At 68.5% G+C, this 16,163-nt stretch carries 13 protein-coding genes; 7 read left to right on the top strand and 6 right to left on the bottom strand.

Going from position 1 to position 16,163, the window contains the following annotated elements:
* The first annotated feature begins 1,160 nt into the window (after positions 1–1,160).
* The 4 genes from J9611_RS16665 (at position 1,161) to J9611_RS16680 (ending at position 4,015) form a co-directional block, all read left to right on the top strand.
* A complete protein-coding gene (locus tag J9611_RS16665) occupies positions 1,161–1,601 on the top strand; it encodes a hypothetical protein (RefSeq protein WP_211881730.1) in 441 nt (146 codons plus the stop codon).
* Positions 1,602–1,707: 106 nt separating this feature from the next.
* On the top strand, positions 1,708–2,193 hold the full coding sequence (locus J9611_RS16670) for a hypothetical protein (protein WP_211881732.1): 486 nt from the start codon (positions 1,708–1,710) through the stop codon (positions 2,191–2,193).
* Positions 2,190–3,152, top strand: a complete 963-nt coding sequence (locus J9611_RS16675) for a hypothetical protein (RefSeq protein WP_211881734.1) — start codon at positions 2,190–2,192, stop codon at positions 3,150–3,152. Before J9611_RS16670 ends, J9611_RS16675 begins: the two co-directional genes overlap by 4 nt.
* The gene (locus J9611_RS16680; protein ID WP_307857136.1) at positions 3,149–4,015 is read left to right on the top strand and encodes an oxygenase MpaB family protein; all 867 of its coding nucleotides are present in this window, start codon (positions 3,149–3,151) and stop codon (positions 4,013–4,015) included. The genes J9611_RS16675 and J9611_RS16680 overlap by 4 nt, the downstream gene beginning before the upstream one ends.
* Before the next feature lie 742 nt (positions 4,016–4,757).
* Here the strand turns inward: J9611_RS16680 and J9611_RS16685 are convergent.
* The 3 genes from J9611_RS16685 to malQ all read right to left on the bottom strand — a co-directional run bounded on the left by J9611_RS16685 (position 4,758) and on the right by malQ (position 9,197).
* Positions 4,758–5,675, bottom strand: a complete 918-nt coding sequence (locus J9611_RS16685) for an alkaline phosphatase family protein (RefSeq protein ID WP_211881736.1) — start codon at positions 5,673–5,675, stop codon at positions 4,758–4,760.
* Between the two features lie 262 nt (positions 5,676–5,937).
* Positions 5,938–6,957, bottom strand: a complete 1,020-nt coding sequence (locus J9611_RS16690; RefSeq protein ID WP_211881738.1) for an alkaline phosphatase family protein — start codon at positions 6,955–6,957, stop codon at positions 5,938–5,940.
* A 74-nt stretch (positions 6,958–7,031) separates the two neighbouring features.
* Positions 7,032–9,197: a 4-alpha-glucanotransferase gene (gene malQ, locus J9611_RS16695; protein WP_211881740.1), complete on the bottom strand. Its 2,166-nt coding sequence runs from the start codon at positions 9,195–9,197 to the stop codon at positions 7,032–7,034.
* Between the two features lie 194 nt (positions 9,198–9,391).
* Between malQ and J9611_RS16700 the strand changes: the two genes are divergently transcribed.
* The 3 genes from J9611_RS16700 to J9611_RS16710 all read left to right on the top strand — a co-directional run bounded on the left by J9611_RS16700 (position 9,392) and on the right by J9611_RS16710 (position 12,467).
* Positions 9,392–10,186: a M50 family metallopeptidase gene (locus J9611_RS16700; RefSeq protein ID WP_246527946.1), complete on the top strand. Its 795-nt coding sequence runs from the start codon at positions 9,392–9,394 to the stop codon at positions 10,184–10,186.
* A 9-nt stretch (positions 10,187–10,195) separates the two neighbouring features.
* Positions 10,196–11,275 (top strand): glutathione S-transferase family protein, encoded by a 1,080-nt coding sequence (locus J9611_RS16705; RefSeq protein ID WP_211881742.1) that lies wholly within the window; start codon positions 10,196–10,198, stop codon positions 11,273–11,275.
* Positions 11,276–11,348: 73 nt separating this feature from the next.
* Positions 11,349–12,467, top strand: coding sequence for an FUSC family protein (locus J9611_RS16710; RefSeq protein ID WP_211881744.1), 1,119 nt, complete (start codon positions 11,349–11,351; stop codon positions 12,465–12,467).
* Between the two features lie 57 nt (positions 12,468–12,524).
* Here the strand turns inward: J9611_RS16710 and J9611_RS16715 are convergent, their stop codons facing one another.
* Genes J9611_RS16715 through J9611_RS16725 form a run of 3 tightly spaced genes read right to left on the bottom strand, consistent with a single transcriptional unit; the run spans position 12,525 to position 16,150 of the window.
* Positions 12,525–13,436, bottom strand: a complete 912-nt coding sequence (locus J9611_RS16715; RefSeq protein ID WP_211881746.1) for a MaoC family dehydratase — start codon at positions 13,434–13,436, stop codon at positions 12,525–12,527.
* Entirely contained in the window at positions 13,433–14,773 is a 1,341-nt protein-coding gene (locus J9611_RS16720) for a 3-oxoacyl-ACP reductase (protein WP_211881748.1), read from the bottom strand. Before J9611_RS16720 ends, J9611_RS16715 begins: the two co-directional genes overlap by 4 nt.
* Positions 14,774–14,782: 9 nt before the next feature.
* Entirely contained in the window at positions 14,783–16,150 is a 1,368-nt protein-coding gene (locus tag J9611_RS16725) for an acetyl-CoA C-acetyltransferase (RefSeq protein ID WP_211881750.1), read from the bottom strand.
* Between the last annotated feature and the right edge of the window lie 13 nt (positions 16,151–16,163).

The raw sequence follows: 16,163 nt of genomic DNA on the forward strand, positions 1-16,163 counted from the left end.
AACACACAGTGGAACACCACCGGCAGCAAGGCCGGCGATCCGCCATGCCCGAAACCAAAAACCGCGGCCGGCCCCGAAATCAATCAGGACCAACCGCGGATCGGTGGATCAAGGCTAAGAGGGTTGCCGCTCTGGGTCCGGGTGGGGACACCCTGACGGCGCCGAAGGTTGTGGCGTTTTTCATGAATCTCCTGCTGCAAACCAAGTGAGTACTTGTTAGCGCGCAGCCAAAACGATGCTGCCTAGATCATGCGCAGTGTGGGGCTGTTTGCCCGGAGTGGCGGCCACTGGCTCCGGCCGCTGATGGTGTGCGGCGGGGAGCCGCGAGGACAGCAGTTTATCCCCGGATGATTTCCCGCCGGTAGGGCCGCCGGCAACAATCTTTTTGTATGGGCCCGGTAAACGATTTGACCGCTTCCAGGTATCCGCTGCTCCAGCCGTCACCAGGCGGGCCAGTCACCGGCTAGCCCTGGCGACACACCGGGGTGGGGGTTCAAGTCCCCCTCCGCGCACAAGGGAAAACCCTGGAATCCACGGATTCCAGGGGTTTTTTGTCTCCTCACCCACGCGGACTCGGGTTTCACCAGGCGGACGCGGAAAAGCGGCCCCCGCCGTCGGGATCTTTGCATAGTGGCGTTGTGGCTCACCTGGAACCAAGAAAACGAATAGACGGCGTGCCCAGGATTCCAAACAGCGCCACGGTTCAGGACAGCGAAGAGCCCCGCTGCTATTGGGGGATGCAACGGGGCTCTTCAGGTATCCACCCTAGCCGGAAAGCCGGGAGACCCAACGCGTGTCGTCTGTGATGTGCATCTCCCCCACGCCCCCGCCGCGGGCTGGTGCTCAACAGCACGGCTGGCGGGCCGCCCAGGCGATGGCGGCTACACCGCGATACCGCAGCGCTTTCCGTGGAAAACCGTGGTCCGGCCGGCCCCCAATGATCCGGCCGGACTACGGTGTCTTCGGGTGACGACGCGCCACGGGTCCCGCCTGCCGGACCCCCCGCCCAGCGGAGATGGTGGCAGGAGCCAGCATTCACTGCAACGGACCGGTGATTAGACGTGTCTAATTCCCGAATCCTGAGCGTATGCATAGATATTGGACATGTCCAATCTGGTAGAGTCACAAGTCGTCCACCATCGACACTGAAAGGAACAGGCATGACAAATGTTCCCTCGGGCGACTCCCGGCCAGGTGCGGCTCTGGCCCGGAAGCTGAACCTCCTGCTGGACTCCGCGGAGGCCGAAGGCCGGAAAATCACCTTCAACGACGTCCGCGAGGCCATGGACAGGGCCGGAACCCCCATCTCCCGCGCCCGGTGGCACTACATGCGCGCCGGCTCCGGACCCGAGGTGAAGAAGACTGAGCTCCTCCGGAACCTTGCTGGCTTCTTCGGCGTGAACCGCGGCTACCTGGTGGAGGGCCAGGAGGACCTCCCGCCGAAGGTTGAGGCCCAGCTGGAGCTCCTGGCCACGATGAAGGCCAACAAAGTCCGCAATTTCGCCGCCCGCCAGCTGGACGGGCTGTCGGCCGCGACGCTCCTGCAGATCCGGGACCTCATCGACGAACACCTGACCGGCACTCATGGAACCGGAGTCTGAGCAGGTCATTTGACCGCCGACGCCCCCGTCGCTCTGCTACGCTCAAACCGTGGATGGTGGCGGCTCCACGCTCACGTAAAGTAAAAGAGCCGAGGATTCCCGCCATATGTACTACCGTGCCGCCCGAGAACGGGCCAGGGCTGCAGAAGACCAGCTGAATCTGCTGGAACCCGTATCCCTGCGGTCCGTCCAGTCCCATCTCGAGACGGCCAGCGGACGCAAAATCGTCATCAAGCCCATGGACAGCACTCCGACAGACAAGGTCTGCGGTCTGTGGTTCGGCCTCGACAGCATGGATCTCATCTTTCACGCGCCGGCCGCGTCCGAGGTGCACCGCCAGCAGATCATCCTCCACGAATTCGCCCACATGATCCTCCGCCATGAGCAGGAGGTCGTGAGTCATGACTACGCCAAGGTGTTCTTCCCGGATCTGGACCCGGAGCGGGTCATCACGGCCCTGAAGCGCACCGACTTCCAGGACGAGTTCGAGGTGACCGCAGAACTCCTGGCCGACTGCCTCGCCGCCCGGATCCGCCGGTCGCTTGAGCGTACTGACGGACAGCCCGGAAAATTCGGGGCGGTATTCGGATGATGCACTTCCTCATGGCGGGGGCCCTGTTCCTGCTGGTCGTTGCCCGCGTCCCGGCCGTAGCCAGGAACGGCAAAGACCCGGTGTTCCTTGCCGCGATGTTCGCCGGTTTGTCATCCGTGTTGGGCAACCCCGGCGTGTATCTCTTCACGGATGCCCTGCTGGGCGGGATAAACCTGGCAAAGCTGGCCGTGAACACCTTCATGATCATCGGCCTCTGGTTCCTGCGTACCGCCGTCGTCAACGCGATCTCCCCGGAAGCCGACAAGCGGGCTGCGTGGATCCGCTGCCTGCCGGTGGCCGTCACGCTGGTACTCCAGGCTGCCTTCTTCTTCCTCACCGGGCCCATGCCGTCGACAGCGACCTGGGGCGGATACCACCGGTTCCCGTTTGCTGCGCCCTTCTCGCTGATGATGATCGCCTTCATCGGGTGGTCCTGCGGCGAGATCGCCTGGGCATGCTGCCGGTTCGTACCCCGGATGAGGCAGTCCTTCCGGATCGGATTCTCCATGGTCGGCCTGGGCTCCGTTATCAGCGTCGTGACGATGGTGCTTATGGCCCTGGGCATCCTCAGCCATGCATTCCCGCAGCTGACACCACTCCACGGGGCAGCGAATGCCCCGTTCCAAATGCTGGAGATGTTCGCCATCGTGCTTGTCGGTGTCGGCCTGACCATCCCCGCCGTAGCCGGACGCGCCGCCCGCAGGCTTGCTTCGCTCCGCATGCTGCGGACCATCGCGAAGGTTGAACCCATCCGGGTCAAGGCCCTGAAGAATGCTGACATGGCGAGGCTGCTCGAGACCGACGCCGCCGCGCGCCCGCAGGAGCGCCTGCACCGCATGATCGTGGAAATCTGGGATGCCGAGCTGGCCGCCGGCGCGGCGCGGTCCGCGCTGACCGCCGTCGACCGGGCCTATCTGCTCACCGTCGAGTCGGACCTCAACCTGGAGCGGACATCGTGACCCCGGGCCTCGGCGGCCGGATCCTTTCGGGCCTGGCCCATCCGACCCGGAAGAGCCTGCCGGAGGGTGCGGACCCCTACGCGATCTACCGGACCATGGTCCTGTACGACTTCCAGAAGGAGATCCACGCGGGCTTCTTCGTCTCGTACTACCGGAACTTCGCCATCCCCTCGATCGCCCGGACCCTTGCCGACCGCGGCGAAATGCGGGAGCGCCCCATGAAGCGCTCCTACGACACCGGCATCGTCATCCACGAGATCATCGCCAACGGCTTCGACAGCGACCGCGGCCAGGCCATGACCGCCCTCCTGCGCCGGGTGCACCAGGGGGTTCCGGGCAGCAGCGAGGACTTCCTCTACGTCCTCATGACACTGCTTGTCCTGCCGCTGCGCTGGGTCGACCAGCACGGCTGGAGGAAGCTGACCGCCCTTGAGGAGGAAGCGGCCGTGGCGTTCTACGCCGAGCTCGGCCGCCGGATGGGTCTTGACCCGGCCCCGGCGACCCTTGAGGCCGCGGGCCGCTTCCTGGACGACTACGAGGAACGGCGGCTCGGGCCCAGCCCGGAGGGCAGCTCGCTGCTCGGCGCGACAGTGGAGGCCCTGAAGGTGCGCCTGCACCGGTTCCTGCGCCCGCTGACCCCGGTTGTTCTTGCCCTCATGATGGACAAGCCCCGCGTGGCAGTCGCCCTCGGGCTCAAACCGTCGCCGGCCTGGTTGCGGCTCGTCTTCAACGCCGTGCTGCGGTTCCGGGCTGTTCGAGCGTCCATGCGCCCCCTGCCGGCACAGCCTTCGTTTGTGCCGGGGAAGACCGGGACCTCGGTCTACCCGGATGGCTACACGCTGGGCCAGATCGGCCCCTGCTGACCGGCACACCAAGGCGGCCGGTGGCGGCTCCCGCCGGGACCGAGAAATTTGCCCGGTGTTTGCTGCTGCGCAGGAGCGATCCCGACCCGGAGATCAGGATCCGTCATGCCGTGGCCATCCGGCCCGGGCCTCCCGCGCGGCGCGGGGCGGTTTGCGCGTCATCAGCCACACCAGACCACGAAGGAACACCCTACGCCGGCGGTGGAAAGCCCTCAGACATCACGGCTGGCCCCGCCGGAGACCGCAAATGGACGTGACCCGCAAAAAAACAAACACACCACCTGCGAAAGACCTGCGCCACTCCACCACCGGCAGACGAACCAAAAGACAAACCGTCCACCAAGGGCGAGACATGAACCGTCCACGAAGTCCTGAGACATAACAGCGGAATCCTGGCGTGCCACGTGGAGGAACCGTACGTACCTTCGCCAGGGAGAAGAAGGTGCCCAGCAGCCCCGTCAAAGGCGTCGCCCTGCAGCCTGGGCCAAGCGGCGGTATTTCCTAGAGGGCTCCCAGTACGGTCTCCCCGCCGCTCATCCGCGTCCGATCAGCTCGGCCACGCGATCGAGCTCTTCCTCCAGATTATAGAAATGTACCGCCAGCCGGATCCTGCCGGCACGGACCGACGCAACCACGTTGGCCTGGCGGAACCGCGCCATGCGGCCGCAGTGTCGATCGCCGGGGTAGGGGAACGCGCCCAGCCTACTGCGCCAGACTGCACCAGGCCCAGGGGGCTGACCCGCTACTTCAGCAGATCAGCCATGACCGGGGCGCTTCTGTCGTTCTCGGTCAGGGGCGGCAACCCCCAGGCGTTTTCGATCGTGTGCAGCAGCGAATAGTGGTTGTACGGTGCATCGGATCTGACGGCCGTCCGCGCGGCCGGACCGGCAAATATCGCGATGGACTGGTTGGTGGAGTCGTCGCCCTCGTCCCATGTGACGACCAGGAGCGAGTTCTGCGTCGTGAAGGCCGGGGAGCCGAGGATTTTCGGGACCTCCCGGGACAGCCAGTCGTCCCCCGTCTTCACCGGGCAGTCATGCATGTCGTTGCACAGATCCGGACTGATGAGCACGAAATTGGGAAGGGTCGAAGCGGATTTCAGGTCCGCCTCCAGTTGGGTAAACGGCACCACATGGGAGGCGCAGGAGCCCTGGTCCGCCGTGACACCGGGGTAGTACATGAAGGGGTTGTGCCGCACCGCGTACCGTCCGGAATTCTCTGTCCGGCAGGGCGCCGGCATGCCCTCGGCATAGCTTTTCCAGCTTCGTCCGGACTGCGCCACTGCCTCGGCGATGCTCTTCACATTTGCTGTGCAGCCGGAGTCCTTGGGGCTGCAGTCACCCGAGATGCCTGCGGTGGTGCCGCCGGTCAGAGCCAGATAATTCGGCAGGCTTGGATGCGTAATTCCAGCGTAGTTGGCGGCCAGGGCGTATTCGTTGGCCAGTTTGTTGAGGTAGGGGGCGGAACTTCCGCCGAGAATGCTGCTGGCGGGCTTGTTCTCCTCGACGATGATCACGACATGATCGATCGCGCCTGTGCCTTGCGGGGCCGGCGGCGAACTGCACCCTGCCAAGAACAAGCCAACGGCGATGCATCCAATCAGGGAGCGGCTGCCTGTTCGCCTCATCCGCCCATGGTATCGCCAGCGCTGACGAGCCACGCCGCTGCACCAGTGGACATTTTCGTTAGTTCGGCGGGTCAGGCGGCCCGGTCGGCCAGGGAGAAGCCGCCGGACATGCCCCACGCCCGGGCCGGCGGATGGGCATATTCCGGTTATGCCCGGTCCCGGGTGCGAAGACTGGGCATGTCCTCCCGGCACGAAGAGGCCTGGGGCCTGGGACGGGCCCCGTGAACCGGCCAGCGGGGCGCGCCCAGCAGGGACGACGACGACAAGCCCATCGCGGCACTCTATGGCTGACGGGCTATTTGAGGAGTCCGGCCATGCTGGGAGCGTTCCTGTCGTTGCCCGTCAGTGGCTGCAGCCCCCAGGCTTCTTCGATCGTGTGGAGCAATGAGTAGTGGGTGTACGCCGCATCCGAGGTGTGCCCCTTCCTGGCCGCCGGCCCGGCGAAGACCGTGGCCACCTGGTTGTCGCCGTCGCTGCCCTCGTCCCACGTGACCACCAGCAGGGAGTTCCGGGTGGTGAACGCCGGCGAGCCGAGGATCCTGGGGACCAGCCGGGCGAGCCACTCGTCTCCCGTCCGGATCGGGCAGTCGTGGGTGTCGTTGCACAGGTCCGGGCTGATGAAGACGTAGTTCGGAAGGCTGGACGCGGACGCCAGGTCCTGGTCCAGCTGGGTAAGCGGCACGACGTGCGCGGCGCAGGAGTTCTTGTCTGCCGTGACCGAAGGGTAATACATGAACGGATTGTGCCTTACCGCGTACCGCCCGGAGTTCTCCCCAACGCACGGCGCAGGCATGCCCTCGGCGTACATTTTCCAGCTTCGGCTGGACTTCGAGACCTCATCGGTGATGCTGCGCACGTCCGCCCGGCAGTCCTTCGGCTTGCAGTTGCTGGTGATCCCGGCGTTGGTTCCGCTGGTCAGCGCGAGGTAGTTGGGCAGACTCGGGTGCATGATTGCCTGGTAGTTGGTGGCCACTGCATATTCTTCCGCCAGCTTGTTGAAATAGGCGGCGTCGCCGGAGCCCATGATCTGCGAGGAGGGCTTGTTTTCCTGGACGATGATGACGATGTGTTCGATCCCTCCGCTGTTCCCTGGGGCGGGAGCCGGCGGCGGCGTCTGGCTGGGAGCAGGCGGCGACGGCGTCTGAGCCGGGGCCGGGGCCGGGGACGACGGCCGCTGGCTGGAAACCGGGGGCGACGGCGTCTGCGCCGGGGACGAGGGCGGCCGGGTGGGGGCCGGCTGTGGCGGAGTGCAGCCCGCAAGCAACAGGGCCAGCGCAAAGCCGCCAGCCAGAGAACGTCTGCCGATTCGCCTCATCGGGTCATGGTAGCGGGAGGAGCCATGGAAGGCCATGGCCTCGGCGAAGATCGTCGTCGGCTCCCCCGCCTCCCTCAGGGCCCCGGATGCAGGGCATTCCGGACAGTCCCGACGAGGGAATGGAACCCCGGGTCGGCAGCCAGCCCGTCAATGAGGACCGTGCCGTTGGGGCCGGCCAGCGGGATGCACCAGTTGGGGTATTCCGTGCTGGTGCCGGGCTGGTTCTGGGTCCGGGTCTCGCCGACGGCATCCACGAGGGCCACGCCCAGCAGGGACGACGGCGACAGCGCGGTGAACGCGTACAGCGCCCCGACGGTGGCCTGCACATCTGTGCGGCCATCCGGGCTCCCGGCCGGCAGCAGCCCGCGCTGCCGCACCAGGGCCAGCACCGCTTCCTGCTCGGCGGCAGCCGCGGCGCGTTCCTCCTCCACCGGGCGCTGCAGCAGACCCAGCGACTCGCGCAGGGTCACGTGTTCGCCGGCCAGGTAGCCCGCCGTCGGCGGCAGATCGTGGGTGTTGACGCTGGTGAGGCACTGCTGGCGGTACCGTTCCGGCGGAATCGGTCCGCCGGCGTCGTGCTCGAACCAGAGGATCGAGGTGCCGAAGATCCCCCGCTCGGCGAGATAGTCACGGACCCAGGGCTCGAACACGCCCAGGTCCTCGCCGATCACGATCGCCCCGGCGCGTTGTGCCTCCAGCGCAAGGATGCCGATGAGCGCCTCGTGGTCGTAGTAGACGTAGGTGCCGTCCTCGGGGCCCGCCCCCGCCGGAATCCACCACAGCCGGAACAGCCCCAGGATGTGGTCCACGCGGATACCGCCGGCGTGGCGCAGCACGGTCCGCAGCATGTCGCGGTAGGCGGCATAGCCGGATTCGGCGAGCCGGCCCGGATGCCACGGCGGCTGGGTCCAGTTCTGGCCCTGCTGGTTGAACATGTCCGGCGGCGCGCCCACCGTGACGCCCCGCGCGAGCACACCGTCGAGTTTCCACGCGTCCGCGCCGCCGAGTTTCACCCCGACGGCCAGGTCATGGATCACGCCGATCTCCATGCCGGCCTGCCGTGCCGCGCGCTGCGCCGCCTCCAGCTGCTGGTCGCAGTTCCACTGCAGCCAGCGGTGGAACTCGATCCGTCCGGCGAGCAGGACCCGCTGTTCCGCGCAGTAGGGCGTTCCCGGCTCAGCCGCCTCCCCCGCCCACTCCGGGGCCGACGGCGCAAGCCGTTCGGCGAGCGCGCACCAGAGGGCGAAGTCGTCCAGTCCCTGCCCCTGATCCGCGCAGAAGTCCGCGAACTGGCGTGTGCGGGCCGCGCTGCGCCGGACCTTGAACACCAGTTCCAGGGCGGCGAGCTTCGCGTCGTAGCTGGCATTGCGGTCCAGCAGCCCGGCGGAGCGGTTGGCCGTGTGCAGCCGCCCGGCGTGCCGTTCCACCTCGGCCAGCCCCGCCGCGTCCAGGTATCCGTATTCGGGAATCTCCTCCACCCGGAGGTACAGCGGGTTGAAGAACCGCCTCGTGGTGGGCAGGTACGGGGAATTCTCGACCGGCGGCCGCGGTTCGGCGGCGTGCAGCGGATTGACGAGGAGGAAACCGGCACCCTCCCGGCCCGAAATCGTGGCGAGGTCGGCGAGGTCGGCGAAGTCGCCGATCCCCCAGGAGCGCGAGGACCGCACGGAATAGAGCTGCGCCGTCAGCCCCCAGTTCCGCCGTCCCGCCAGCAGCCCGGTGGTACGCAGCCGCTGCGGCGTGACCACGAGCGGACATTCGGCCGTGGCGCCGTCCGCGTCCGCAACCAGGGTGTGCCAGCCGAGGGGCAGGTGGTCCGGGACGGTGAACACCGCGCGGCCGGTAAGGACGCCGTCGACGTCGACCGGACCGTCCCCGTTGTCGCGTCGTGCCGCGTCGTGCCTGCTGCCGTCCTCGGCCATGATCCAGACGCTGACGGGACTGCCGTACGGGACGTGGACGTCGACGTGGACTTCCTGCCCTTCCCGTCCGACGACGACCGGCGGCAGGATGCGCCGCCACGGCGCCAGCCGGGTCTCGCCCAGCGAGCGCTGCAGTTCGTCCGGCCCGTGGGCCGGGACCCCCAGGGCCGCGAGGACACCGTGCAGGGTGCTGCCGGACACGGCGCGTTCGACGCCGTCCCAGCCGCGGTACGTTGTCCCGATGCCGTGGGCTGCTGCCAGTTCCCGGAGCAGTTGGTCTTCGATGGTCTCGTTTTCGTGGTGCGTAGCGTCCGCCATGGCCCCCACTGTAGACGCTGGCCCCTGCCGTTTCGACGCGGCAGGCCGTCCAGGCTAGCCTTGCAGCCTATGGTTGACGTCGAACGGTTCCGGATTCTCCTTCCCGAGGAGCGCGGGCGGAAACCCGCCCTCCTTCCCGCCCTCCGGCAGGACACCACCGCGGTGAATGCCGCCCGGCTCGGAAGCGGGAATGCATGAGCCTGCCGATGGCGGCCGGCGCTGCGACGGACAACCTTGCCGCGGCATGGTGGGACCGGATCGTTGCCGGGTTCACCCAGTCGCCCATCCCCCACGTCACGGCCACGGAACTGGCGGTGGTGGTCCTCCTCGCCGTCGCGGTGTCCCTCCCCCGGGCCAGCTGGCGGTACTTCGGGCTGCTCGCCACTGTCACGCACGAGCTCGGCCATGCCTTCGCCGCCCTCATGACAGGCCAGCGGCTGGGCGGGATCCGGCTGAGCCTGAACCACTCCGGCACCACCACCACGTACAGCCGGGGCCGCCTGCCCGCCGTCTGGTCCACGTTCTGGGGCTACCCGGTGCCGGCCGTCGTCGGCGCCACGATGGTCTGGTGCGGCTTCAACGGCTGGGGCCCCGCCGCGATGTCGGTCGGGACCCTGGTGCTGCTGGCATCGTTCCTGTTCCTGCGAAACGGCATCGGCCTGCTGATCACCGGCGCCGCGGTGGTGGCCGCCGTGCTGCTGGTGCTGTTCGTTCCGCCGGAATTCAACGGGCACGTGATGATCGTGCTGGGCCTGGCCCTCCTGGTCGCCGCCGTCCGGGACCTGGGCAAGCTGCTCGCCGTGCACCTGCGGCGCAGGGACCAGCTGCCGACGTCGGACGCCTACCTGCTGTACCGCGCGACGCGGGTGCCCGCGGCGGTCTGGATCCTGCTGTTCGCCGCCGTGGTGGCGGCCTCGTGGTGGTTCGCCTGGCAGCCGATGGCGCAGGTCCTCGCCACACTTCCCGGTCATGGTCCACTCCCGGCATAGGCTGGGACCATGAGCCAGACATCCACCAGCACAGACCACACTGATGATCCCGGATACTCCACCAAGGGCGCCTATGTCACGGGCGGGGAGGAATTCACCCGGGACACCCATTACATCGAGGACCGGATCACCCGGGACGGCGCCCCGGGCCGCAACGGCGAACCCGGCTGGCCGGTGGAACCGGGCCGCTACCGGCTCATCGCCGCCCGCGCCTGCCCCTGGGCCAACCGCACGGTGATCGTGCGGCGGCTGCTGGGCCTGGAGGACGTGATCTCCCTCGGCCAGCCCGGCCCCACCCACGACGCCCGGTCCTGGACCTTCGACCTCGATCCCGGCGGCAAGGATCCCGTCCTGGGCATCGAAAGGATCCAGGACGCCTACTTCCGCCGCTTCCCGGACTATCCGCGCGGGATCACGGTGCCGGCCCTCGTGGACGTGCCCACCGGCCGGGTCGTCACCAACAACTACCCGCAGATCACCCTGGACTTCTCGACGGAATGGACCGCGTACCACCGCCCCGGCGCCCCGGACCTGTACCCGGAGCACCTGCGGGAAGAGATCGACGCCGTCAATAAACGGGTCTTCACCGAGGTCAACAACGGCGTCTACCGCTGCGGCTTCGCCGGCTCCCAGGCGGCCTACGACGCCGCCTATGACCGGCTCTGGACCGCCCTGGACTGGCTGGAGGAACGGCTCGCCGCCCGGCGCTACCTCGTGGGCGGCACCATCACCGAGGCCGATGTCCGGCTGTTCACCACGCTCGCCCGCTTTGACGCCGTCTACCACGGGCACTTCAAGTGCAACCGGCAGAAGCTCAGCGAGATGCCGGTGCTGTGGGCCTACGCCCGCGACCTGTTCCAGACCCCGGGGTTCGGCGACACGATCGACTTCGTCCAGATCAAGCAGCACTACTACATCGTCCACGAGGACATCAATCCCACCGGAATCGTCCCGAAGGGACCAGAGCTGGGCAACTGGCTCACCGCCCACGGCCGGGAAGCGCTCGGCGGCCGGCCGTTCGGCGGCGGAACACCGCCCGGACCGGTCCGGGCCGGCGAGGAGGTCGCCCCGGGGCACGGGGCGGCCTGACCGGAAGGTCAAATCCGGACGGCGGGGTTCCTCCACTTGTGGCAGCAATATCCCGCACCTAGGGTGGGCCGGGATGAGCAGCGATAAAGAGGTAACCGGCAGACACCCGTCACCGGTCCAAAAACTCTGGCGGATCGTTGTGGGCAGCGTGTCCCCGGCGCTTCTCTGGCCCCGGCTGCAGCTGGCCGTGAAGGCGGCGCTCGCCGCGGGCATCGCCTTTTACATTGCCCCCTTCATGCCCGGTTCCGCGGCCGACTACCCCTACTACGCCCCGCTCGGCGCCCTCGTCGCCATGTACGAGAACGTTTCCGGCTCCATGCGCCAGGGGGCGCAGACGCTCGTGGGCCTGGCGATCGGAATCGGCCTGGCCTTCATGCTCTTCAGCCTGGGGGGCCCGAGCCCGGTGACGGTCGCCATCGTCATGGGGCTCGGTGTCATCCTCGCGGGCCTGCCCCGGATCGGCTCCGGCAGCGACTGGATTCCGACGGCGGCGCTCCTGGTCCTGCTGGTCGGCGGCCACAACCCGGACGAGTTCTCCTTCGGCTACCTGGTCCAGATGGGCGCCGGCGTCACCGTAGGCATAGTTGTCAATCTCCTGGTCTTCCCGCCGCTGCACTTCAAAGCCGCGGCCCTCAGCATCGCCGAGCTGCGCCTGGCGCTCGCCCGGCAACTGGAGGACATGGGCAAGGCACTGAAAGAGAACTGGCCGCCGGAGCATGAGGACTGGTCCCGCCGCTCGGATGCGCTCGCAGCTTCGGCCCGATCGGTGCGGCTGGCAGTGGAAAAAGCGGACGCCAGCCGGAAGGCAAATCCCCGGCGGCGGCTCCACCCACGGGACGTGGACCTGGACTACCGCAACCTCCGGGACCTCGAGCGGATTACCTTCCACATCCAGGATGTGACCCAGGTGCTCTCGGACGTCATCTGGGCCACGGACACGCCCTTCGTCATACCGGACGAAGACACGGCGCCCCTCGCCGGCGCCATGGCAGCCGTGGGGGACATTCTTCGGTCCATCGAAGAGGATCCCCCGGAGCAGGCGGAGCTGACCGCGGCCGCGGATGCCGCCCTCACGGATCTCACCGCCCGCATTGCAGCCCGCGAGGTGGCCACAGACTCTGCCAGCGCGGCCGAGTCCATCCTGCTGAGCCTGCACCGCATGCTGCGGGTGATTAAATCCGCCCACGCGTGAACCGGCGGCGGCGGCAGGGAAGACGGCCGCCGCCGTCGTCCGCATCGGATCCCGGCGCTAAAGTGCCGCCACCGATCCGCTGAAGTGCTTGCGTCCCGAGCGCGCGTTCCAGGCGACGTAGTCCGAGCGCCGCCACCCGCCGTCGTTGTCCTGCACGGTGCTGATGTCCAGGGCCACATGAGCGGGCAGGAACACCGGCGCCTCGAAGGCCACGTCCCAGCTGAATGAGTCCCCCTTCACCGCGCCCACGTCCGCGAGCGCCCTGGACGCAAGGTACATCCCGTGGGCGACGGACCGGCGCAGGCCCAGCGCCTTGGCCGTCAGGACACTCAGGTGGATGGGGTTGAAGTCCCCGGACACCGCGGCATAGGCCCGACCCGTGTCGACGCCCAACTGCCAGAGCGCCGTCGGATCCGGAGCGGAGAAGGCAGAGGGCACTGTGGGCACCGTTGGCTTGTCGATCCCCGGCAGGAACACGCCCTTGGACAGGTACGTCGACACACCGCGCCAGCGCAGGGTGTCCTGCCCTGCCGCGCGGACCTCGGCCACCACATCGAATACGGTCCCCGCCCGGTGCCCGCGCAGCTTTTCCACCCGCGCCCGGAGATCCAGGGCCTCGGTGAAACGGAGCGGGGCGTACTGCAGCACGCTGTTGCCCAGGTGGATCATGCCCGGCAGGGGCAGCGGGAAGTCATCCCGGTTCATCACGCTCATGGCCAGCGGAAAGGCCAGCGCGTGGAGGAACCCGGCCGGCAGGACGTCGCTCGCCGTCTCGCCGATCAGGTGCTGGTAGGCCGTGAGGGTGGTCACCTCCGCCTTCACGCCGCGGACCTCGTGGCTGCACTCCGGGAGCGCGGTGCCCGCGTGGGTGCCGAGGACCCGGCGCCGCGCGGCGGTGGCGGCCGCGTTGACGTACAGCTTGGCGAGGGACGGCATTTCGCCCAGGATGACGGGCTGGGGCCCGGTCATGCTCCGACCAGGTTCTGCCCGCAGACGCGCAGCACCTCGCCGGAGATGCCGCCCGCGGCGTCGCTGGCCAGGAAGGCGATCGCCTCGGCGACGTCGCCCGGCTCCCCGCCCTGCTGCAGTGAGTTGAGCCGGCGGGCGACTTCCCGGGTGGCGAACGGCATCCGCGCCGTCATCGCGGTCTCGATGAAGCCGGGTGCGACGGCGTTGATGGAGCCGCCGTGCGCCGCGAGCAGGGGTGCCGTGGCCCGGACCATGCCGATGACTCCGGCCTTGGACGCGGCGTAATTGGCCTGTCCGCGGTTGCCGGCGATGCCGCTCGTGGACGCCACGGACACGATCCGAGGCGAGCTCCGGAAGTGCACCGAGGCCAGCAGCGCCGCGTTGATGCGCAGCTGCGCGGCAAGGTTCACGGCGATGACGGCGTTCCACCGGTCCTGGCCCATGTTGACGAGCAGCTTGTCCCGGGTGATGCCAGCGTTGTGGACCACGATGTCCAGGCGTCCGTGGCGTTCCACGGCGTGCCCGATGATCCGCTGCCCGGCGTCCTCACGGCTGATGTCCAGCTGCAGCGCCGTTCCATGCACCTCGTTGGCCACCTTCGCCAGGTCCCCGCCGGCTGCCGGGACGTCGACGACGACGAGCCTCGCGCCGTCACGGTAGAGGGTGCGGGCAATCGCGGCGCCGATCCCGCGCGCCGCCCCGGTCACGACGGCGACCTTCCCCGCCAGGGGCGTCCCGGCGTCGTCCGGCAGCTGCCCCAGGCCGGAGGTGACGGTCAGGAACTGCCCGTCAACGAACGCGGAACGGCCCGACAGGAAGAACTGCAGCGCCCCCAGCGTGCCGGGGCTGGTGGTGCCGGCAGCGGCGGTGAGCAGGATGCCGTTGCCCGTGGCGCCGGCGCGGAGTTCCTTGGCCAGGGACCGCAGCAGCCCGTCCACCCCCTGCCGGGCCGCGGCAACCGCCGGATCCGGGGCGCCGGCAGCGGACCGGGAGATGATGACCACGCGGGCGTTCGGTGCCAGGTCGCGCAGCGAGGCTGCGGCGCCAAGGACCGGCTTTTCCAGGTCCTCCGGGCGTGCCAGCCCGTCCAGGACCAGGATGATCGCGCCGAGCTTTTCCCTGGGAACGGCGTGCCGGCGGACGTCCAGGCGCCAGGACAGCAGTATCGAGGCCAGTTCGTCGGCCCCGGTGCCGGACCCCTGGACCAGCACCGGACCCTCGACGAGGGGCCGGCCCGGCGCGTACCGCCGGAGAACCACCGGCTGCGGCAGCCCAAGCTTCCGTGCGATGTCCCGGCCGGCGCCCCGGCTTACGAATTCGGTGTATTTGTCGGTCATCCGGTCCCCCTAGCGTGCTTCAAGGACAGCGACGACGCCCTGGCCCCCGGCCGCGCAGACCGAGATCAGCCCGCGGGCCGGACGCCCGCCCACCGGGCCCTTGGCGTGCAGCATCTTCGCCAGCGAGGCCACGATCCGTCCGCCGGTGGCGGCAAAGGGGTGGCCGGCGGCGAGCGAGGATCCGTTGACGTTGAGCCTGGACCGGTCGATGCTGCCGAAGGCGCCCGCCAGGCCGAGGCGGTTGCGGCCGAATTCCTCGTCCTCCCACGCGGCCAGGGTGCTCAGCACGGTGCCGGCGAAGGCCTCGTGGATCTCGAAGAAATCGATATCCGCCAGGGTGAGTCCGTTACGGGCCAGCAGCCGGGGCACGGCGAACGCCGGAGCCATCAAGAGGCCGTCCTTGCCGTGGACGAAGTCCACGGCGGCGGCTTCGCCGTCGAGCACCGTGGCGAGCTTGGGCAGGCCGTGGGCGTCGGCCCATTCCTCGGACGCGAGCAGCACCGTCGAGGCGCCGTCGGTCAGCGGGGTGGAGTTGCCTGCCGTCATGGTCGCCTGGGCGCCGAGGTTCCTGCCGAAGACGGGCTTGAGCGTGGCCAGCTTCTCGATGCTCGTGTCCGCACGGAGGTTGGCGTCCTTGCCCAGGCCGCGGTAGGGGGTGATCAGGTCATCGAAGAAGCCAGCGTCATAGGCGGCGGCGAGATTCCGGTGGCTGTTGAAGGCCAGCTCGTCCTGGGCCTCGCGGGTGATCTTCCACTGCGCCGTGGTGAGCGCCTGGTGTTCGCCCATGGACAGGCCGGTCCGCGGCTCGCCGGTGTTCGGGGCGTCCGGGGCCAGGTCCCTGGGCCGGAGCCGGCTGAGGATCCGGAGCCGCTGGGGAATGGTCCTGGCGCGGTTCAGGTCCAGCAGCACCCCGCGGAGGCCCTCGCTGACGGCGATGGGGGCGTCCGAGGCGGAGTCGACCCCACCTGCGATGGCCGAATCGATCTGGCCCAGTTTGATTTTGTTGGCGAGCCCGAGCACGGCTTCCAGGCCGGTGGCGCAGGCCTGCTGCAGGTCATAGGCCGGAGTTTCGGCGGCGAGCGCGGAGCCGAGAACCACCTCGCGGGTCAGGTTGAAGTCGCGCGAGTGCTTGAGCACCGCGCCTGCTGCGACCTCGCCGATCCGCTCGTCCTGCAGCCCGAAGCGGGCGATGAGACCCTCGAGGGCCGCACCGAGCATGTCCTGGTTGGAGGACCTGGTGTAGGCGCCCCCGGTCCGGGCGAACGGAATCCGGTTGCCTCCCACCACCACTGCATTGCGGAGTTGCGGCGCTGCTGCCGGAGCGGCGGCCGGTGCCGATTCCTGTGGCCCGGATGCGGATTCTCCGTTGACGGACATGGCTGTCTCCTTC

The organism is Pseudarthrobacter albicanus, assembly GCF_018224015.1.
Classification (GTDB): Bacteria; Actinomycetota; Actinomycetes; order Actinomycetales; family Micrococcaceae; genus Arthrobacter; species Arthrobacter albicanus.